The sequence below is a fragment of the Shewanella sp. MMG014 genome (genome assembly GCF_018100775.1).
In the GTDB taxonomy this organism is placed as follows: domain Bacteria; phylum Pseudomonadota; class Gammaproteobacteria; order Enterobacterales; family Shewanellaceae; genus Shewanella; species Shewanella japonica.
The window spans coordinates 264,241-285,524 of the sequence record NZ_JAGJDZ010000004.1; the positions used below are offsets into that span (position 1 = coordinate 264,241).

17 protein-coding genes are annotated in these 21,284 nt (G+C 40.9%); 13 read left to right on the forward strand and 4 right to left on the reverse strand.

Going from position 1 to position 21,284, the window contains the following annotated elements:
* Positions 1 to 15 precede the first annotated feature (15 nt).
* From ribD to J8L86_RS08700, 7 genes are all read left to right on the forward strand, one after another.
* On the forward strand, positions 16 to 1,155 hold the full coding sequence (ribD, locus tag J8L86_RS08670) for a bifunctional diaminohydroxyphosphoribosylaminopyrimidine deaminase/5-amino-6-(5-phosphoribosylamino)uracil reductase RibD (protein WP_065108632.1): 1,140 nt from the start codon (positions 16 to 18) through the stop codon (positions 1,153 to 1,155).
* 85 nt (positions 1,156 to 1,240) lie between these two features.
* Positions 1,241 to 1,897, forward strand: a complete 657-nt coding sequence (locus tag J8L86_RS08675; protein WP_065108631.1) for a riboflavin synthase — start codon at positions 1,241 to 1,243, stop codon at positions 1,895 to 1,897.
* A 69-nt stretch (positions 1,898 to 1,966) separates the two neighbouring features.
* Positions 1,967 to 3,070 carry a bifunctional 3,4-dihydroxy-2-butanone-4-phosphate synthase/GTP cyclohydrolase II gene (gene ribBA / locus J8L86_RS08680; RefSeq protein WP_211029910.1) on the forward strand — a complete coding sequence of 368 codons (1,104 nt, stop codon included), beginning with the start codon at positions 1,967 to 1,969 and terminating at the stop codon, positions 3,068 to 3,070.
* A 121-nt stretch (positions 3,071 to 3,191) separates the two neighbouring features.
* Positions 3,192 to 3,671 (forward strand): 6,7-dimethyl-8-ribityllumazine synthase, encoded by a 480-nt coding sequence (ribE, locus tag J8L86_RS08685; RefSeq protein ID WP_055023789.1) that lies wholly within the window; start codon positions 3,192 to 3,194, stop codon positions 3,669 to 3,671.
* 14 nt (positions 3,672 to 3,685) lie between these two features.
* Positions 3,686 to 4,090, forward strand: coding sequence for a transcription antitermination factor NusB (gene nusB / locus J8L86_RS08690; RefSeq protein ID WP_055023757.1), 405 nt, complete (start codon positions 3,686 to 3,688; stop codon positions 4,088 to 4,090).
* Between the two features lie 89 nt (positions 4,091 to 4,179).
* Positions 4,180 to 5,136 carry a thiamine-phosphate kinase gene (thiL, locus tag J8L86_RS08695; protein ID WP_211029912.1) on the forward strand — a complete coding sequence of 319 codons (957 nt, stop codon included), beginning with the start codon at positions 4,180 to 4,182 and terminating at the stop codon, positions 5,134 to 5,136.
* Positions 5,136 to 5,627 (forward strand): phosphatidylglycerophosphatase A, encoded by a 492-nt coding sequence (locus J8L86_RS08700; protein ID WP_065108629.1) that lies wholly within the window; start codon positions 5,136 to 5,138, stop codon positions 5,625 to 5,627. Before thiL ends, J8L86_RS08700 begins: the two co-directional genes overlap by 1 nt.
* Positions 5,628 to 5,704: 77 nt before the next feature.
* Here the strand turns inward: J8L86_RS08700 and recN are convergent, their stop codons facing one another.
* The 4 genes from recN to barA form a co-directional block, all read right to left on the reverse strand.
* The gene (recN, locus tag J8L86_RS08705; protein ID WP_065108628.1) at positions 5,705 to 7,363 is read right to left on the reverse strand and encodes a DNA repair protein RecN; all 1,659 of its coding nucleotides are present in this window, start codon (positions 7,361 to 7,363) and stop codon (positions 5,705 to 5,707) included.
* A gap of 140 nt (positions 7,364 to 7,503) precedes the next feature.
* Positions 7,504 to 8,469: an AEC family transporter gene (locus J8L86_RS08710; RefSeq protein ID WP_065108627.1), complete on the reverse strand. Its 966-nt coding sequence runs from the start codon at positions 8,467 to 8,469 to the stop codon at positions 7,504 to 7,506.
* Between the two features lie 183 nt (positions 8,470 to 8,652).
* Positions 8,653 to 9,264, reverse strand: coding sequence for a YjaG family protein (locus J8L86_RS08715; protein ID WP_065108626.1), 612 nt, complete (start codon positions 9,262 to 9,264; stop codon positions 8,653 to 8,655).
* Positions 9,254 to 12,085, reverse strand: coding sequence for a two-component sensor histidine kinase BarA (gene barA, locus J8L86_RS08720; protein ID WP_065108625.1), 2,832 nt, complete (start codon positions 12,083 to 12,085; stop codon positions 9,254 to 9,256). Before barA ends, J8L86_RS08715 begins: the two co-directional genes overlap by 11 nt.
* 101 nt (positions 12,086 to 12,186) lie before the next feature.
* On the opposite strand from barA, the gene rlmD reads away from it, so the two are divergent.
* The 6 genes from rlmD (at position 12,187) to ftsB (ending at position 21,284) form a co-directional block, all read left to right on the forward strand.
* A complete protein-coding gene (rlmD, locus tag J8L86_RS08725) occupies positions 12,187 to 13,560 on the forward strand; it encodes a 23S rRNA (uracil(1939)-C(5))-methyltransferase RlmD (protein ID WP_211029914.1) in 1,374 nt (457 codons plus the stop codon).
* 335 nt (positions 13,561 to 13,895) lie between these two features.
* On the forward strand, positions 13,896 to 16,103 hold the full coding sequence (gene relA / locus J8L86_RS08730; protein WP_055023765.1) for a GTP diphosphokinase: 2,208 nt from the start codon (positions 13,896 to 13,898) through the stop codon (positions 16,101 to 16,103).
* A 127-nt stretch (positions 16,104 to 16,230) separates the two neighbouring features.
* Positions 16,231 to 17,139: a nucleoside triphosphate pyrophosphohydrolase gene (mazG, locus tag J8L86_RS08735; protein WP_211029916.1), complete on the forward strand. Its 909-nt coding sequence runs from the start codon at positions 16,231 to 16,233 to the stop codon at positions 17,137 to 17,139.
* A gap of 568 nt (positions 17,140 to 17,707) precedes the next feature.
* On the forward strand, positions 17,708 to 19,345 hold the full coding sequence (locus J8L86_RS08740) for a CTP synthase (protein ID WP_055023767.1): 1,638 nt from the start codon (positions 17,708 to 17,710) through the stop codon (positions 19,343 to 19,345).
* Between the two features lie 232 nt (positions 19,346 to 19,577).
* Positions 19,578 to 20,879, forward strand: coding sequence for a phosphopyruvate hydratase (gene eno / locus J8L86_RS08745; RefSeq protein WP_055023768.1), 1,302 nt, complete (start codon positions 19,578 to 19,580; stop codon positions 20,877 to 20,879).
* 102 nt (positions 20,880 to 20,981) lie between these two features.
* The gene (ftsB, locus tag J8L86_RS08750) at positions 20,982 to 21,284 is read left to right on the forward strand and encodes a cell division protein FtsB (RefSeq protein WP_055023769.1); all 303 of its coding nucleotides are present in this window, start codon (positions 20,982 to 20,984) and stop codon (positions 21,282 to 21,284) included.

Sequence of the window (21,284 nt, forward strand, 5' to 3'; positions counted from 1 at the left end):
ATCAAGAAGGTTTTTATGTCTCAGTGGTCTATCCTTGATATTTCAATGATGAGTCTGGCAATTTCATTAGCAGAAAAAGGACGTTATACAACTCGGCCTAATCCAAACGTAGGCTGTGTGATTGCCGTTGGCGAGCAGATTATTGGTCAAGGTTATCATATTAAAGCGGGTGGCCCGCACGCTGAAATTCACGCTTTAAATGCAGTACAAACCAATCAGCAGCAAGATAAATTAAGCCAAGCCACTGCCTATGTCACCCTTGAGCCTTGCAGTCATTACGGCCGAACTCCTCCTTGTGCATTAGCGTTAATAAATGCGGGGATAAAAAGGGTTGTTATTGCTGAGGTTGATGCCAACCCGCAAGTGGCAGGTAATGGTATTCGAATGCTACAAGAAGCGGGAATTGAGGTTGAAGTCGGATTATTAACCGAGCAAGCCAAACAACTTAATCTTGGGTTTACTAAGCGAATGCTCACAGGCTTGCCACTTGTTACCATTAAGCTTGCTGCCAGTATTGATGGAAAAACGGCATTGTCTAATGGGGTGTCTAAATGGATTACAGGACCTGAAGCCCGAGCGGATGTACAAAAGTTACGTGCTCGACAATGCGCCATTATTACTGGTGTAGAAACGGTACTTGCTGACAACCCATCTATGAATGTCCGTTATGAAGAATTAGGCAGTGTAAAAGAGCATTTAGCAGCAAATGAAATTAAACAACCATTAAGGGTTATTCTAGATAGTAAAGCTAGGCTAACAAATGACTTTGCACTGTTTGAAATAGCGTCTCCTATACTGTTGGTTTCATGTGTGGAATACCCCGCAGAAGTGAGAGAAAGATTTAACAATCATGTTAGTTGTATCACTATTGGTGCAAATGATGATGGACGCGTTGATTTACATGCGTTATTTACTTATTTAGGTAAGCAATGCAATACGGTTCTCGTAGAGGCTGGAGCAACATTAGCGGGTAGCGTCATCAAACAAGGCTTAGGTGATGAATTGTATTTATATCAAGCGATGAAGTTACTGGGTAGCCAAGGTCGTAATTTAGTCCAGCTTGATGATTACCAAGCCATGTCAGATATCCCTAAAATACAACTTAACGATACGCGTCGAGTCGGTGCAGATCTAAGAATGATATTTGCTCTATAAGCAACAAGATTTTTTGCCATTATTTAAACGGTATAGGCAACGAACACTGTTAAATAATATTGAATAAGATAACAAGTGAGTATTTATGTTTACCGGCATTATTGAAGCCCTAGGCACATTAAGAAAAATTGATCGCAAAGGCGATGATATTCGTTTAAATGTAGCTAGTGGTAGTTTGGATTTATCTGATGTCAAACTAGGAGATAGTATTGCAACCAATGGTGTGTGTTTAACGGTTGTACAATGTCTACCTGATGGTTATGTTGCAGATATTTCAGCTGAAACTGTCGCATTAACTGGTTTTGCTGATTATAAAGTCGGACAAAAGGTTAACCTTGAAAAAGCGGTGATGCCAACGACGCGTTTAGGCGGCCATATGGTAAGCGGGCATGTTGATGGTATTGCAAGGGTTGAGCAACGAAATGTGCGCGGAAAAGCCATCGAGTTTTGGTTACTCGCACCTGAAGACTTATCTCGATATATCGCTCATAAAGGCTCAATAACCATTGACGGAGTTAGCTTAACAGTTAACGAAATTGATGGGCATCGTTTTAGGTTAACGATTGTGCCACATACAGCCGAAGAAACGACCTTGTTGGCTTTGCAAGCCGGCAGTAAGGTCAACATCGAAGTGGATTTAATTGCACGTTATTTAGAGCGCTTGATGAACGCTGAAAAAGCCACAAAATCCGAAGGCGGCATCACTATGGAAATGCTAGCCAACGCCGGATTTATGCGATAGAAAATAGAATACCCGAATATATTTAGCCTATGTTGCTGATATAGAAAAACTAAACATAAAGGTCTTAACATGGCACTACACAGTATAGAAGAGATCATCGAAGATATTCGTCAGGGTAAAATGGTTATCTTGATGGACGATGAAGATAGAGAGAATGAAGGCGATCTTATCATGGCGGCCGAAAAGGTGACGCCAGAGGCAATTAACTTTATGGCGACCTATGGTCGTGGATTGATTTGCCAAACAATGACTAAAGAGCGCTGTATGCAGTTAAATTTACCTTTAATGGTAACTAATAATAATGCACAGTTCTCGACAAACTTTACTGTATCAATTGAAGCTGCAACAGGTGTAACAACAGGCATTTCAGCTCATGATCGTGCTGTTACAGTTCAGGCGGCTGTTGCAAAAGATGCTAAAGCCGCTGATTTAGTTCAGCCTGGGCATATTTTCCCATTAATGGCACAAGATGGCGGCGTATTAACGCGTGCTGGACACACTGAAGCTGGTTGCGATTTAGCTCGATTAGCAGGTTTGGAGCCTTCAGGTGTGATCGTTGAGATTTTAAATGATGACGGCACGATGGCACGTTGTCCTGATTTAGAAGTGTTTAGTGAAAAACACGGTATTAAAATGGGGACAATTGCTGATTTAATTGAGTACCGTAATACCAAAGAAACCACTGTTGTGCGTGAAGCAGAATGTAAACTACCCACACGCTTTGGTGAGTTTACTATGGTGACATTTAGAGACACCATCGATAATCAATTGCACTATGCATTGGTAAAAGGTGAAGTGAAAGCTGATTGTTTAGTGCGTGTGCACTTGCAAAATACATTTAACGATTTGCTTCACTCTGAGCGAGATCAAAAACGTAGCTGGCCACTAGAAAAAGCGATGGAACGCATCGCTAATGAAGGTGGTGTTTTAGTATTATTAGGCCATGAAGAGCATTCAAGTGAGATGCTAGCCAAAGTAAAAGCGTTTGAAGCAGAAGACAAAGGTCAAGCACCAACTGCGGCGAAATGGGTCGGCACCTCACGTAAAGTGGGCATCGGTTCGCAAATACTATCAAGTCTTGGTGTCAGCAGCATGAGGCTATTGAGTTCGCCGAAACATTATCATTCGTTATCGGGCTTCGGTTTAGAAGTGACTGATTACATTGCAGAATAATTCACTAATTTAGTGAAGTTAACATTTATCATTAATTGCACAGGACTCAGGGCATTTTGCTGTGGTATTATACCGCCACTTTTGCCCAGAGCTGGGTGCTTTAGCTAATTTAGGTAAGATAATGAACGTAGTTCAAGGTAATATCGAAGCAAAAAATGCCAAAGTGGCGATCGTTGTATCGCGTTTCAATAGTTTCTTAGTTGAGAGTCTGCTTGATGGCGCAATAGATACACTAAAACGTTTTGGTCAGGTTGAAGATGACAACATTACTGTTGTTCGTGTTCCTGGCGCTGTTGAATTACCACTGGCTGCACGACGTGTTGCTGCTTGTGGGAAATTTGACGGTATCATTGCACTTGGTGCTGTGATTCGTGGTGGTACTCCGCATTTTGATTTAGTTGCAGGCGAGTGTAACAAGGGTCTAGCTCAAGTTGCTTTAGAGTTTGATATTCCTGTTTCATTTGGCGTGTTAACCACAGATACCATTGAGCAAGCAATTGAGCGCTCTGGTACTAAAGCAGGTAACAAAGGTACTGAAGCTGCCCTTGGCCTACTTGAAATGGTTAATGTTCTGCAAGAATTAGAACAACAGTTGGTATAGTAGTAGGAAAAGTAATGAAGCCTTCAGAGCGCCGTAAGGCACGCCGTTTAGCTGTTCAAGCTATCTATTCGTGGCAGTTAAGCCAAAATAACGTTGCTGACGTTGAACACGAATTTTTAACTGAGCAAAACATTAACGGTGTTGATGTAGCTTATTTTCGTGAGTTGCTATCAGGTGTAGCAACAAAAGCGACTCAACTTGATGCGCTTTTAAAGCCACATTTAGATCGTGATATTGAAGACGTATCGCCAGTTGAGAAAGCCATTGTGCGCTTAGCTGCGTATGAACTCACTTATCGTAAAGATGTGCCATTTAAAGTGGCTATCAACGAAGGTATCGAATTAGCGAAAGCCTTTGGTGCCGATGACAGTCATAAGTTTGTCAATGGTATGCTAGATAAGCTTGTTACTCGTAAGTAATAAATAAAACGGTATCTTCGGATACCGTTTTTGTATGGCTTACCGATTTCTATAACAGTAGGTGGGCGGGCAACCGTACCAATTTTATCGTGAAAGAATTCCAACTTATTGAACAATTTTTCCGTGATAAAGGTCAGAAACGTCGTGATGTTCATCTCGGCATTGGTGATGACTGTGCATTAGTACAACCAGCTGAAAACAAATCTATTGCAATTTCTTGTGACACCCTCGTAGAAAATATTCACTTCCTACCTTCAATGCCTGCGCATGAGTTAGGCTATAAATCAGTGGCAGTAAACTTATCTGATTTAGCTGCGATGGGAGCCGATCCCGCTTGGATGACCCTGGCGTTAACCTTGCCTGATGTTGATAACGACTGGTTACAGCAGTTTAGTGAAGGGTTGTTTGAAGCTGCGGAATACTACAGTGTGAGCTTGATTGGTGGTGATACTACTCGTGGCCCACGCAGTATCAATATCACGATTCATGGTCAAGTTCCTACCGGTAAAGCCTTAACTCGTGGTGGTGCAAAAATCGGTGACTGGATTTATGTCACTGGTACCTTAGGTGATTCCGCATTAGGCTTGGATATTTTGCTAGGTAAGCAAGATGTTGACCCTCAGTTTAAAGAGTTTTTGATTAATCGCCATTATCATCCAACGCCAAGGATCTTGGCTGGACAAGCCCTGCGTTCATTAGCAACCAGTGCAATTGATTTATCTGATGGCCTTAACTCCGATATTGTTCATATATTAAAAGCTTCAAACGTTGGAGCCGTCGTTGATGTCAATGAATTACCGGTATCGACTTCATTGGTTGGCTCAGTGGGGCCAGAGCAAGCAATCAATTATGCTTTGACTGGGGGCGAAGATTACGAGCTTCTTTTCACTGTACCTGAAGCACAACGGGGCGCTTTAGATACAGCCTTAATTCACGCAGGTGTTAAATTTGTCAAAATTGGACAAATATGCGCGGGTGATAAATTAAGGTTGGTATCCAATGGCGAACCATTTGAGCTAGACCTAAAAAGTTTTGAGCACTTTTAATGAATCTATTATCAAACGATCCAGCGGTAAAAAAATTATCACTTAAAAATCCAGTGCATTTTTTAGCACTTGGGTTTGGCAGTGGGTTAGCAGCTAAAGCCCCCGGCACTTTCGGTACATTAGCAGCCGTGCCATTAGTTTACTTAATGGGGCACCTTAGCTTAACCGCATTTATTATTATCACTGTGTTAAGTACGCTTATTGGCTTTTATATATGTGATAAAGCAGCCAAAGACATGGGAGTCCATGATCATGGCGCCATTGTCTGGGATGAGGTTGCCGGCTTAATGATTACCATGATAGCTGCCCCAGCGGGCTTAATATGGTTAGTCATTGGTTTTGCACTATTCCGTTTTTTTGATATTTTGAAACCTTGGCCTATTCGTTGGCTAGATGCCAAAGTTCATGGCGGCTTTGGTATTATGATTGACGATGTTTTAGCAGGCTTTTTTGCATTAATCTGTTTGCAGCTTATCTATTACTTCGTATAAGTCTTGATTGAACAATCACTAAAAAGCCCACCAATTGGTGGGCTTTTTAGTGATTAGTGAGCACTTTACTATCTTAGCTATTGAAGTAGTTCTCGAGCGTTAGCAAGTGTGTTTTCTGTAATAACATCACCAGCTAATAACCTAGCTAATTCACTGATCCTTTGCTCTTTATCAAGGGGTTTCATTTGCGTTTCAGTGCCACCACTTTTACTAAACTTGTTCACCAGCATATGTTGGTGACCATTACCTGCTACTTGAGGTAAATGGGTCACACAGATAACTTGAGTAGATTCCCCTAAACTGCGCAGCATACGTCCAACAACGGCCGCAGTTGGCCCAGAAATACCGACATCGACTTCATCAAATATGAGTGTCGGGGTGGCAACTTTTTTCGCAGTAATAACTTGAATACCTAAACCAATACGTGATAACTCACCACCAGAAGCGACTTTTGCAATCGGTTGAAGGGGTTGTCCTGGGTTAGTGGTCACTTGAAATTCAACTTGATCGCTACCAGTAACAGATTGAATGTCTGGGTTAAAATTGACTTCTATAGAAAACTTACCCTTGGGCATATTCAATTCATGAATCGAGCGAGTGACAAGTTTATTAAGCTCTTTTGCATAGCGAAGGCGGCTTTGGCTGAGTTTTTGAGCGCTTTTAATATAAGCTTGTTTACTGTCGTCAACTTGCTGTTGAATCTCATCTAGTCGGGTTGCATCGTTATTTAGCTCTTTTAATTCTATGGCTAATGCTTGATGGTGTTCAGCTAAATGTTCTGTTTGAACATGATGCTTTCTCGCCAGTTGCATGGCCTTGGAAATACGTTGTTCCAAAAATGCAAAATGCTCGGGATCTAGCTCTATTTTGCTTAAATAGTCTTGAACTTCACTGGTACTTTCTTGTACCTGAATTAAGGCTTCATTGAGCATGTTTGCAACACTTTGCAATGCTGGATCAAATGATTGTAATTGATCGGCAAAACCTATCACCCGATTTAATGAGGACTCGATATTGTGCTCATCATCCTCGCTAAGCAATTGAAGCGTTAATTGACAATTTTCAATTAAATCACTGCCGTTAGCCAAGCGTTTGTGTTCTTGCTCTATTTGCTCAAATTCACCAGGCTTTAAAGCAAATTCGTCCAGTTCTTCGACTTGGTATTGTAGAAGTTGTTTGCGGGCAATACGCTCTTGTTGGTTTAACTGTAATTGTTTTAATTCATTTTCAATGAGCTTACAGCGTTGATAGCTTTTACTCACATTGTCGATAAGGATACTGTGGTTGGCATAGCTATCGAGTAAGGTAAGTTGATGCTCACTTTTAAGCATGGCATGGTGAGCGTGCTGCCCATGAATTCCGACAAATAATTGTCCTAGTGCTTTAAGTTGAGTGAGTGGGACAGGGTTACCATTAATGTAGGCTCTAGAGCGACCGTCGGCGCTAATCGTTCGACGTAAAATACATTCTTCATCGACATCAAGATCATTATCTTCAAGCCAGCGTTTAGCATACGGCACATCTTCAAGCGAAAACCGTGCAGAAACTTCAGCTTTGTTTGCCCCAGGGCGAACGGTATTGGCATCGGCTCTATTGCCTAAGCATAGGCCTAGCGCATCGATAGCGATAGATTTACCGGCACCAGTTTCACCTGTGATGCTGGTCATTCCGGCTTTAAAGTCAAGTTCAAGAAAACGTACAATCGCAAAATTATTAATGCTTAATTGGCAAAGCATAATCAATCCCTGTGTAAAGAAACACCAAACCACTGTATTTATAAACAGTCTACACTGTTTTTATATACAGTAAAGTGCTGGTTGCTAATTTTTTTGAGTTGTATTTATGCGGAAGTTATTAGCAGCAAGAAGTTTAGTATTTAGTTGAGCTGTTCAAGTAATTGTTCAATCAGGGGAAGGCTAATAAAGGTGGCAAGGGTACTAATCAAGATGCATTTAGCGCTCGACAGCCCATAGGTTTGATAACGCTGTGCGAGTAAGTAAACACTTGCTGCAGTTGGTAATGCAGCTAAGATGACCCCCATGATAAGTAACTCGTTATCGACATTAAAATAGCGTAGTAAACCATAAGCAATCAATGGCTGAATCACGAGTTTAAGTATATTTAATATGCCCATTTCGATTGCAAGATGGTGAGGTGGCGTTTCAGGCTCTGTACCTCCATGCATTGCTTTAGCGAGAACCATACCAATCGCAAACAGCGCACATGGGCTTGAGGTATTGCCAATTAACCTCATCATCATGCTGATGCTATCAGGAATTGGGATATACAAAGCTGATGCCATGACCCCTAAAGTGCAACCAATAACAATGGGATTACTAATTAACGCATTCAACATAATAAGCACAGGGTGTCGTTTTTGCTTTTTATTGATGGCAAGTTCCATATTGACCATTGCAAAGGCAAACATAATGACAGATAACAAACTCGCAATTGCAGCAGCTGTGATTGCGTGATTGTTATCTGGATAAAGCATCATCATTAGTGGAATACCAATAAATGCGGTATTACCAAAGCTGGTATTTAACCCTCTGATAGCGGCTAGTGCCGGTTGTTTTTTATCTGCGATAGATGAAATGAGCACCGTAATGAAATAGGTCACAACCATTGCAATACCAAAGGCCGCAATAAAGCCCCATTGCATGATCTCATGTATATCGGTTTCGGCTAACGCAATGAATAAAATAGCGGGGAACGCCACGTAATAGACGTATTCGTTTAATGTAAAGTCGGTATCATGAGGAAGCACTTTTAGTTTTTGAACAATAAAGCCTAGCAACATGATGCCAAAGACAGCAATAAGGGGAGTTAAAATGTTGGCCATCATCTTCTCCTTATGTGTGTCTATTGGAAGTCAATGACATTGTTGATTTGACAGTCATTGGGTTGGCGAATAAGTTAATGATGCAAGTGCAACTCTGAGCGCACTAACAAGTGTGCTCAAAGTTTTTCTATAGGCTGAATGCCCATAAATCTTGCCAATAAATATTGCTAACAAAAAACTCAGTTACTGAACACTGATCCCAATATTAGAAACACCAGCGTCGACTATTTCTTTACGTAACTCTTTAACGAATTCAGCTGATAATTTAGGGTTAGCTTCAATAATATCCAGTAACATTCCTTGTAGTTCTTTTTCTTCCTGCATCACAGGATGTGCGAAAACAAACTCTTCTACGACTTCTTCGTTTAATTCATCTTGAAGTTCATCAACACTGATAGCTTCAATGTAGTTGGCTACTGTACTTGAAGATAATTTACTGATGTTGGTAATGTCTTCTTCAATTTTACCCTGAATACCGCCAAGTAAGGTGGTTAACGCGACAGCTGCATCCATTGCTGGGTAAACTCCGTATGCTTCAAAGTTACTTGGCTCAGGGGTGTTGTCTTCTAAGCGTTGTAAATGAATGTCATAGTTAAATTTAAGTTTTTTATCGTATTGAGATTGCCACAATAGCTCTAAGACAGTGCTGAGTGTTTTTGGCTCGCCAAATTCGCAAACTTCAGAAAATAACTGATAATTTGGCAACATGCGTTGGCAAAGTGCGGTAGCAAATAATTGCTTTTGAGGTAAAGACAACGCTTTTAAACGTTTAAAAAAACCGGGTTTATGACTCATTGGGTACATCCGCTGATAACTGTGATATCACTTGATTTGCTGCTGATTCTACCTTAGTTAACTCATCAAGTAACTCAAGTATTTCTGGTTCAAGATCTTCAATGCTGGTTTTGTGCTTTAGCGCAGACTCAATTTCTTGGCAAAGCTTCTGAGTGTTAGGTACGCCACAGTAACAACTTGCCCCATGAAGTTTATGCACGGTCTGTAACATGAGTTCGCTATTGACGGTTTTAAGGGCTGTTTCAATGTTAACAACGTTATCAGGTAATGAATCAACTAACATCTGCAGCATTTCGAGGGCTAAATCAGGTTTTTGATTCGTTTGAGCAAGGCATAATTCCCAATTTAGAGTGTGCATATCAAAATGGGTAAACTTAGGTTTATTGATCCAGCGATCAATAACTCCTTTAAGGGCTGCCTCATCAATCGGCTTAGGCAGATAACCGTCCATGCCGCTACCTAAAATTAATTCTCGCTCTTCTGCAATTGCGTGGGCAGTGACGGCAATGATTGGCGTATTGCGGTTTTGTGACTCTTGACGAATCAACTTGGTTGCTGTGATACCATCAGTGCCCGGCATTTGAATATCCATAAAGATGACATCGAATACTTGTTGTTTAGCATACTTAATCGCATCATCACCGTTATTCACCGATACCACATTCACCACGAGCTCTTTCAGTAAGGTATCAATTAATTTAAGGTTCGCTAAGTTGTCATCAACGGCCAGAACATTAAGGTTTTTACGTTCATAAACTGTTTCAGGCAATGTTTCAGTTAATAACGCTGTTTGCGTTGGTGGGTGTATCAACTGATTCGCTAAATCATAGTCACTGACCGGCATACTCATCAGTATATCCGTATTAGGTCTTAATCCTTGGTTTAAGATTTCTTGTTGCTCGATACCGTCATGCAATAACACCAAGCAAGCTGTCTTTTCACGAGCAAGTTTTAAGAAGCTGAGTAATTGCTCATTATCTTTAAAGCCATGGCAGCCTAAAAGAATATAATCGTAGTGCACTTTACTTGAAGACAATGTGGTTTCTAAATGTGGTAGTTGTCCCACAGACGTTAAATGCATTCCCCAAGCTTCAAAGCGGCGATTAAAGGTATCACGAGTGAGCTCTCGTGATTCAAACAGTAATAGTGTTTTATCCCGCAAAGACTCTAAGTGTAATACTTCACCGATATGGAATTGACTTAGCTCAAGCGGCAGCATAAACCAGAATGTCGACCCTTTATTAGGCGTAGAAGTAAAACCGATTTGCCCGCCCATTTGATTGATTAAGCGTTTGGTAATCACTAAGCCTAATCCTGTACCGCCAAAGCGTCGAGATATAGACGAATCAGCTTGCCCGAAAGCTTGGAATAAATATTCTTGTTGGCCTTCATCGATACCGATACCTGTATCAATCACTTCGCAGCGCAAAGTAATGTTTTCATCTCGCTGGCCAACTAAATGCATTTTTAAAATCACACTGCCTTCATCGGTAAATTTAATCGCATTACCAATTAAATTTGTCATGATTTGACCTACGCGCATTGCATCGCCACTGACACTTTCTGGCACGTTGTCATCAATATCGACAACTAATTCAATGCTTTTTTCATGGGCGCTACCAGCCACGATACTGATGGTGTCGGCAATGGTTTCTCTCAAAGCAAAAGGCATTTTTTCAAGAACCATTTTACCTGCTTCGAGTTTAGAGAAATCAAGAATGTCATTAATGATGCCGAGTAAGTTACTGGCACTTCTTTCAATGGTTTTGATGTAATCAAGCTGGCTAGAGTGCAGGGGCGTTTTAATCAGTTGTCGAGAAAAACCAATGACACCGTTAAGCGGAGTACGTAACTCGTGAGACATGTTTGCTAAAAACTCAGATTTTATTCTGCTAGCTTCAAGCGCCCGTTTTTTAGCTAAGTCCAACTCAACGTTTTGAATCTCAATTTGCTCTAAGGTTTCACGCAGATCAGAAGTCGCTTGGTCAATATTTTGCTGCATTTCATCGTGATATTCAGACAAGGAGCTTGCCATGGCATTAATGCCACGCTTCAGTAAATCTAGCTCACCGATAAGTTGTCCTTCAAGGCGAGTATCGAGCTTTCCTTCACGGATTTTTGCGACGACCCGAACCATTTCTGTAATTGGGTAGTTCACATGCTTTACTAATCGAAAGGTGAAAAATAGATTTAACTGCACCCCGATTAATACAATAACAAAAGCCGCTATCGCTGCCCGATGTTGTTCTAATAATGCATTTTCTTTGTTTAATAATATTGAAATGTAGCCCAGTATTTGCTGACCTTCCGCATTATTGATAACGCTAGTTCCTGTCGGAGCAGGAGAGGCTGTTGCAATATAGTTATTGGTTTTGGGCGCAATACCGGTATGGGATAAAATAGGCACACGAATGACCATAGTATCGTCTATGGTTTCATATTGGCTGGCGATTAAATTTCTCAGCGCTAGTGGATATCGCATACTTTCGAAATCTTTATGGTAGTGCGAGGTGACAAACAGTTGGTTGTCGCTATCAAAAATGGCGATAGAGTGAATCAAAGAGGAGTTGTTTAATTGCGATGCAGCTAATAAGCGTTTAGTAGCTTCTCTGTCTTCGGTGACAAGACCAAATTCACTTGCAATAGCCAATGGTTCGACAATACTACGGCCTTGGGCGATTAAGGTTTCTTCAAGTTCATAAAAACGGTTTATGGTGAAGTAACTTCCAAGTAGAATACCCACCATCACGGTAGGCGCTAACGCAAGTACAAGCACCCACGAACGGAGGCTGTATTTGGTCATGTTGTTAGCATTATTCATCGTGAAGTAATTATTCCTAAAGACTTTTATCAAATATGTTGTCTAGATTGCCAGAAATAGAGCACTCTTGACCAGTTTTTTATTCCATACCAGAGGCCAAAATGGCGCAATTTTTTAAAGCAAAACCGAACAAAACGAAGCAGTTATCAGCTAAGTTGAGTTTAACGGTAACACAACTCGATCACCTTGGCGCTGGTATAGCGCAGCATAATGGTAAGGTCGTGTTTATACCTGGTGCGCTCCCTGGTGAAAAAGTGACGGTTCAGCTAACAGAACAAAAGAAAAAATACGCTAAAGCGAAATTAATCGGTATTGACGAAAAAACACCAAATCGTGCCAAAGCAAAATGTCCACATTATCAACAGTGTGGCGGTTGTGATTTACAACACTTAAGCATAGATGCACAACGTCAACATAAACAAGCTGCCTTAACTAATTTAATGAGCAAACTGGCAGTGGATGTCGAGGACGGTATTCTTACTGAGCCTGTCGTCAGTGAAGATTGGCATTATCGCCGAAGAGCGAGGCTCGCTACGCTGTTTAATAAGAAATCAAAAATGCTCGAATTAGGCTTCCGTGCTGCCAATAGCAATAATATTGTGCAAATAAAACAATGTGATGTATTAGCGAAGTCATTATCAAATTTAATTACACCGTTTACCGCATTACTTAATCAACTTTATGCTAAGACATCGTTAGGGCATGTGGAGTTAACTGAAGCAGAAAATGGCGTGTTTGCGGTATTGCGCATCACTAAAGCTTTGAAAGAAAGTGATAGTCAGTTACTCATCGAGTTTGCCAAAGCGCAAAAAATTCACTTGCTAACTCAAGATAATGAAGGTCAATTACAGTCTCTGTTTGTGGCAGATGAGTCTCAAGCCGATGTTATTACTGAGAATCATATTAGATTACCTTTTTATCGGTTAGCTGAAGGCCAAGTTCAATGCCAGTTCAGTCCTGGTAATTTTGTGCAAGTGAATGCGGATATTAATCAAAAGATGGTTACTCAAGCTATTGAGTGGTTAGCACCTAAAGAAAATGAACGAATTTTAGATTTGTTTTGTGGGGTAGGTAATTTTAGTTTGCCATTGGCGTTACAAGCCGCAGATGTGGTTGGGGTTGAAGGCGTGCCTGAAATGGTGGCTCAAGCCAATCAAAATGCGAAAGAAAACCAATTAAACAATATTCACTTTTACCATGCCGATTTAAGTGCAGATTTATCTGAGGCAAGCTGGTTAGGACAAATTGATAAATTACTTCTCGATCCGGCTCGTGCCGGTGCATATGAAAGCTTGCAATGGTTGTCTAAAATGAAACCTGCAAAAGTGGTCTATGTATCCTGTAACCCAGCAAGTTTAGCGCGCGATAGTCAGGTGTTAATTGAGCAAGGTTATCAATTGAGTAAATTGACTATGTTAGATATGTTTCCACAAACGCATCATATTGAAGCGATGGCATTATTTGAAACTCGCTAAGCTGAACCAGCCAAAGCAAGTCGGTTCATTTTTTGGTTATTGGCTAAAGGTTTTTGGGGAATGTTGCTCACGTAACACTAAATTCATTCTAGATGATTTATTATTGATATTACGTGTCGCCAATACCCAGAACAACTCACTTTTGGCCAAACAATAAGCTGAAATTTGAATTTTACGTAAGAATTTGTAAATTGAGTAATATTAATTTGACATAAAATACTCAACCCTCAAGATGACTATTTTTATCTGTGCAGGGCGAAATGCACTGCGTTAGTTTTGTTGATATTGCTTGTTTCATTGTAAGGGTAAAATAAGTACCGAAAAGGAAGTTTACTATGGTCTCAGTCCGAGAAGCACATTTCAATTCATCAGATTTTAATATCGATGAATGGGTAAAGCGTTATATAGAAAACGCCGAAGAAGCCCAAATGTTGCTGGAACTTATTCAACAGCTCGATGCTTTGCCAACCGCAACGCCAGATGTTCATCGTGGGTTACTTGACCGAGCACGAGAGATGGTCGAGATTCTTGCTCCTTTAAACATGGACATCGAAACCCTGCAGGCCTCACTGCTTTTTATCGTTCATGATGAAGGCATATTATCCATTGAGGATATCGAAGAAAAATTTGGTGCAAGTTTAAGTAAACTTGTGGCGAGTGTTGTCACCATGGAAGCCATTGGTGCACTAAAAGTCAGCCAAGATTCTCGTGCAGCCGAACCGCAAATTGATAATATTCGTAAAATGCTATTGGCTATGGTCGAAGATGTTCGTGCTGTAGTAATAAAACTTGCTGAGCGGTTACGTTTACTTCGTGAAGTCAAAAATGGAGATGAAGAAACTCGGGTTTTGATTGCGCGTGAAGTTGCTGATATATATGCCCCTCTTGCCAACCGATTAGGTATCGGCCAACTCAAATGGGAACTAGAAGACATCTCTTTTAGGTACCTGCACCCAGTTGTTTATAAAGATATTGCTAAGCAATTAGATGGTAAACGTGTCGATCGAGAAGTGTTTGTCGATAAGTTTGTTACTCAGCTGCAAGAGCGATTAGATAAAGATAATATTCGCGCTAAAGTCTACGGTCGTCCAAAGCATATTTACAGTATTTGGCGAAAAATGAAGGGTAAAGATCTTACCTTTGATGAGCTATTTGATGTACGAGCGGTGCGAATTGTCACTGACCGCTTGCAAGACTGTTATGGTGCTTTAGGGGTTGTGCATACCTTGTGGCACCATATTCCGCGAGAGTTCGATGATTATGTCGCAAACCCTAAACCTAATGGCTACCAATCTATTCACACTGTGGTCGTGGGCCCAGAAGGCAAGACCGTTGAAATACAAATCCGCACAGAAACCATGCATCAAGATGCAGAGCTCGGTGTAGCAGCTCACTGGAAGTACAAAGAAGGTACTGCTGGTGGTAAACAAAGTGGTTATGAAGAAAAAATTAACTGGCTACGTAAGATTTTATTGTGGCAAGAGGATGTGGCTGAAACTGGCAACCTTGTCGAAGAAGTGCGCAGTCAGGTTTTCGAAGACCGAGCATATGTATTTACCCCCAATGGTGAGGTAGTCGATTTACCGCTAGGTTCCACGGTACTGGATTTTGCTTACTACATTCACTCCCATGTCGGTCACAAATGTATTGGCGCTAAAGTGGATGGGCGTATTGTGCCGTTTACATACCAAGTTGAGACCGGTGAACGAATTGAAATCATCACCTCAAAACACCCTAACCCGAAACGCGATTGGCTTAACCCTAACTTAGGCTACATTAAGTCATCTCGTTCACGCTCTAAAATTCAGCACTGGTTTAAACAACAAGACCGCGACAAAAACATGGTTGCAGGTAAAGAATTACTAGAGGCTGAACTGGCAAGAGTGTCGCTGAAACTTAAAGATGCTCAAGTTGCGGTTGAGCGTTTTAACATGAACTCTATGGATGACATGTTAGCGGCGATAGGTGGGGGGGATTTACGTTTAAACCAAGTGGTCAACTTTGTTGAAACTAGCTTGCGTAAAGAGCCGAGTACAGAACAAGAAATTGTCGAAGAAATCATTAAACGCTCCCATACAAAGCCTGCTCGCAAAGGCAAAGGCCAGGTCGAAGTTAATGGGGTAGGTAATTTATTAAGCCACATTGCAAGTTGCTGTAAACCTGTTCCTGGAGATGAAATATTTGGTTATATCACCATGGGGCGCGGCGTATCGGTACATCGTAGTGATTGCTCACAAGTTAAAGAGTTAATGCGTGCTCACCCTGAGCGCAGCGTTGAGGTCGTATGGGGCGAGAACTATTCAGGTGGTTATCGCATTAAAGTCCAAGTGAGCGCTCACGATAGAAGCGGCTTGTTAAGAGACGTCACAACGGTGCTTGCGGCTGAAAAGTCCAATGTGATGGCGATGAGCTCAACATCGGATGAAAAAAATCAAACTGCTGCAGTCGACCTTGAATTAGAACTGTATAACTTAGATGGCTTATCAAGAATATTAGTTAAGCTTGGTCAGATAGAGGGTGTGATTGAAGCAAGACGGTTATAATCATTCGACTAGTTGAAAGTGATACGTTTTAATTAAGGTGGTAAATCAACTGGTTTACCACCTTTTTCTTTCATAGTTTTAGTTTACTGTTTGTCCCATTTTTATAACGCGCAAAAGAGTATTTACCATGTCACAAACTCCAGATACTGCTGAATTAGATGCCCTGCTAGTAAGCCAGCCACAAAACATTATTCAACCATTGTTAAACATAATGGAAAAACTGCGAGATCCTGAAACGGGATGCCCATGGGATAAACAACAGACATTTGCGAGCATAGTGCCGTTTACGCTTGAAGAGGCTTATGAAGTCGCTGATGCCATTGAGCAAGCCGACTTAACATCATTACCAGATGAGCTAGGCGACTTGTTATTCCAAGTGGTGTTTTACTGTCAATTAGGAAAAGAGCAGGGCTTATTTGATTTTGCCACCGTAGTAGATAAAATTTGCGATAAATTAACTCGCCGACACCCGCATGTATTTCATCAACAAAGCGCTCTAAAGCTAAGTTCAACTAACAGTGTGCCAACTAACAATGAAACGGCAATAGACAGCGCCGAAAAAGTCAAACAGTCCTGGGAGGCGATTAAACAAACAGAGCGTGAACAAAAACAGCAGTTTTCTCTACTTGATGATATTCCAGTATCACTTCCAGCGTTAAATCGCGCGATTAAAATTCAAAAACGAGTTGCAAAAGTCGGCTTTGATTGGCCTGATTTAGCCCCTGTTGTCGCTAAAGTCCATGAAGAAATCGACGAAGTCATGGAAGAGGCGAAACATTTACAAGCTGAGCCAGAAATCTACCAAGCTAAAGTGGTTGATGAAATGGGGGATTTACTTTTTGCTGTAGCCAATATGGCGAGGCATCTAGGTGTTAATCCTGAATCTGCACTGCGACAAGCGAATCAAAAATTTGAGCGTCGATTTAGAGGTGTTGAAAGTTTAGCTGAAAAAAGTACAAAACCCATGAGTGAGCACACACTCGAAGAGCTAGACGCATATTGGGATACCGTTAAGCAAACCGAGCGAAGCAAATAATTACAGACTTGAATTAGAGCAAGTTGTTTATAGAGATTGAACTAAACAGCTCTGAACTAAACAACGATGAACTTAACAACGATGAGCCCATTATCTAGCATTAATTAAGTCAAAAGTTGAAAGATAGCGCCAGTCATTATTCATTAAGGTATCAGTCCCAAAGGCATCAGTCGTTAAAATACTGGGCGTTAAGCAATTAGGCGCTAAGAAACTGGCGGTTATGGCACTTGTGGCTAAGAGACTGGCGGCAAAGGTACTTGTGGAAAAGATATTGGAATAGATTTTGGTCATAAGTATTTGAAATAAAGTGTGGGATTCACAACAGAGGCAGTGAATCATTCTTATCGCCGTGTTTAATCGCACCACTAAGAATAGAATCAATTGGTTAAATTACACTTTGTTGCGGGGATAAATGGGTAACAGGCTCGCTAAAACAGTGAGCATAAGTTTTATATTAATTTAATGAGTTTATTGTTTGTTGTTATCAGGCTAATTTGGTAGAATGTCGCCCCGTCCTAGTGCTTTCTTACAAGCACGTATTTTTCAAACTCACATTCTCAGGTTCAGCATGACTACAAGGTATATCTTCGTTACTGGTGGCGTTGTTTCTTCACTAGGTAAAGGCATTGCAGCAGCGTCGCTCGCAGCAATTTTAGAGGCGCGTGGCCTCAATGTAACCATTATGAAACTGGACCCATACATTAACGTTGATCCAGGTACCATGAGCCCGACCCAGCACGGTGAAGTATTCGTGACTGAAGATGGTGCTGAAACTGACTTAGACTTAGGTCATTACGAGCGTTTTATTCGTACCAAAATGAACCGTCGTAACAACTTCACTACTGGTCGTATTTACGAGCAAGTATTACGTAAAGAGCGTCGTGGTGATTATTTAGGCGCAACCATTCAGGTCATACCGCATATTACTAATGCGATTAAAGAAAAAGTACTTGAAGGTGGTGAAGGCCATGATGTTGCTATCGTAGAGATTGGTGGCACAGTGGGTGATATTGAATCATTGCCTTTCTTAGAGTCTATTCGTCAATTAAGTGCAGAGCTAGGACGTGATCGCACTTTATTTATGCATTTAACCTTAGTGCCTTTCTTAGGTGCTGCAGGTGAGATTAAGACTAAACCTACACAGCACTCTGTTAAAGAGTTGCGTTCAATTGGTATTGCGCCAGATGTGCTTGTATGTCGTGGTGACCGCGCGATCCCTGTGAATGAAAAAGCAAAGATCTCGCTATTCTGTAATGTAGAAGAAAAAGCCGTTATCTCGCTTAAAGATGTAGACAGTATCTACAAAATCCCAGCGTTACTTCGCTCGCAAGGTCTTGATGAACTAGTTATCAAGCGCTTTGGTATTGATTGTAAAGAAGCAGATTTATCTGAGTGGGAAAATGTAATTTACCAAGAAGCTAACCCAACAGGTGAAATCACTATTGGTATGGTGGGTAAATACATTGAATTACCTGATGCTTACAAGTCAGTCAATGAAGCATTAAAACATGCTGGCCTGAAAAATCGTTTAACCGTTAATATCACATACGTAGACTCACAAACTGTTGAAGCAAAAGGTGCTGAAGTTTTAGAAGGCTTAGACGGTATCTTGGTTCCTGGTGGTTTTGGTGAACGTGGTGTTGAAGGCAAAATTTATGCTGCTAAATACGCCCGTGAAAATAACGTACCTTATTTCGGTATCTGTTTAGGTATGCAAGTGGCATTGATTGAGTTTGCTCGTAACGTTGCGAACCTTGAAAATGCGCATTCAACAGAATTTGATTCTTCAACTGACCATCCAGTTATTGGTTTGATCACTGAGTGGATCAATGAAGAAGGTAATATTGAGAAGCGTCATGAAGAGTCAGATCTAGGTGGCACGATGCGTTTAGGCGCTCAGCTTTGTCATTTACTGGAAGGCTCTAAAGCTGCAGCGGCGTATAATTCGAATACGTGTGTTGAACGTCATCGTCATCGTTTTGAAGTGAACAACAACTACGTTGAGCGCTTAGAGAAAGCAGGATTAGTATTCAGTGGTCTTTCATCTGACCGCAAGTTAGTTGAAATGATCGAGCTGCCAAATCACCCTTGGTTTGTTGCGGGTCAATTCCATCCAGAGTTCACCTCGACGCCACGTGATGGCCACCCACTATTTGAAGGGTTTGTAGCTGCCGCTGCTGCCCATCAAAAAGGTGATGCTAGCTAAATAATGAAAGCCATTGATGCCAACATCAATGGCTTTTTTTTATCCATAGACAATCTTGTGCGCTTTGATAGTTGCTGCGCTAACATAATAGGTCTATGCTATGCTGCGAATTGATTTTAAATTACCAAACTGAAAGTGAAATACCAATAGTGATTCATTATTTAGATTAATGTTACTGATTATTGGTATTGATTTTCTATTTTAATTTTATCTTACATATATCGAGGATATTATGGCTAACATTATTAACGTCATTGGTCGCGAAATCATGGATTCGCGTGGTAACCCAACAGTAGAAGCTGAAGTACATCTTGATGATGGCTCTTTTGGTATGGCTGCTGCACCATCAGGTGCATCTACTGGTTCACGTGAAGCATTAGAATTACGTGACGGCGACAAAGCACGTTACTTAGGTAAAGGTGTCTTAAAAGCAGTTGAAGCGGTAAACGGCCCAATTGCAGATGCACTAAAAGGTAAAGATGCATTGGCTCAAGCTGAACTTGACCAAATCATGATTGACTTAGATGGTACTGAAAATAAAGCTAAATTTGGTGCTAACGCTATTTTAGCTGTGTCTTTAGCTGCGGCTAAAGCTGCTGCAGCATCAAAGAAAGTACCTTTATATGTTCATATCGCTGATTTAAACGGTACGCCTGGTGTTTACTCTATGCCACTACCAATGATGAACATCATTAATGGTGGTGAGCATGCTGATAACTCAGTAGATATTCAAGAGTTTATGATTCAGCCTGTTGGCGCTGCTAACTTCCGTGAAGGTTTACGCATGGGTGCTGAAGTATTCCATAGCCTAGCGAAAGTCTTAAAAGCTGACGGTCATTCAACTGCAGTGGGTGATGAAGGTGGTTTTGCACCTAACCTTCCATCTAATGCATCAGCATTAGCTGCAATTAAAGTCGCTGTAGCGAATGCTGGTTACGAGTTAGGTAAAGACATCACACTAGCGATGGACTGTGCCGCATCTGAGTTTTATGACAAAGAAGCAAATATCTATGACCTTAAAGGTGAAGGTAAAAAGTTCACTTCAGAAGAGTTTAACTACTTCTTACAAGATCTAACGAAAGAATACCCAATTGTTTCAATTGAAGATGGTCTTGACGAGTCTGATTGGGACGGTTTTGCACACCAAACTAAATTGTTAGGTGACAAAATCCAATTAGTTGGTGACGATTTATTCGTGACAAATACTAAAATTTTGAAGCGCGGTATCGACAACGGTATTGCTAATTCAATCTTAATCAAATTTAACCAAATTGGTTCGTTAACTGAAACGTTAGCTGCTATCAAAATGGCTAAAGATGCTGGCTTTACTGTCGTTATTTCTCACCGTAGTGGTGAAACAGAAGATGCAACGATTGCAGACTTAGCTGTTGGTACTGCTGCAGGCCAAATTAAAACGGGCTCATTAAGCCGTAGTGATCGTGTGGCTAAGTACAACCAACTCCTTCGTATCGAAGAAGCACTAGGTGAAAAAGCACCTTATAACGGTTTAAAAGAAGTGAAAGGCCAAGCTTAATTTCAAATCTTAGCTAAATCTTAAAAAGGTCACCACTAGGTGGCCTTTTTTGTTGTACTATAGCATTACTATTATTTTTAAATTTCGCCGAAAACCAACTATATGAAACGACTTTTACTATTACTTTTTATCTTAGTAGGCTTGTTGCAGTATCGACTATGGTTAGGCGAGAACAACCTTTCTCAGTATATGAATTTGCAAAAGCAAATTGCCAGCCAACAAGAAAGTAATAATAAACTTATTGCAAGAAACCTCGTGCTTAAAGAAGAGATTATTGATCTTAAAAGTGGCACTGAAGCAATTGAAGAACGTGCTCGCAATGAGCTAGGCATGGTAAAGGAAGGAGAAACTTTCTATCGTGTCGTAGGTAATAACCCTCGTAATAATTCTACCTTTGGTCAGTAA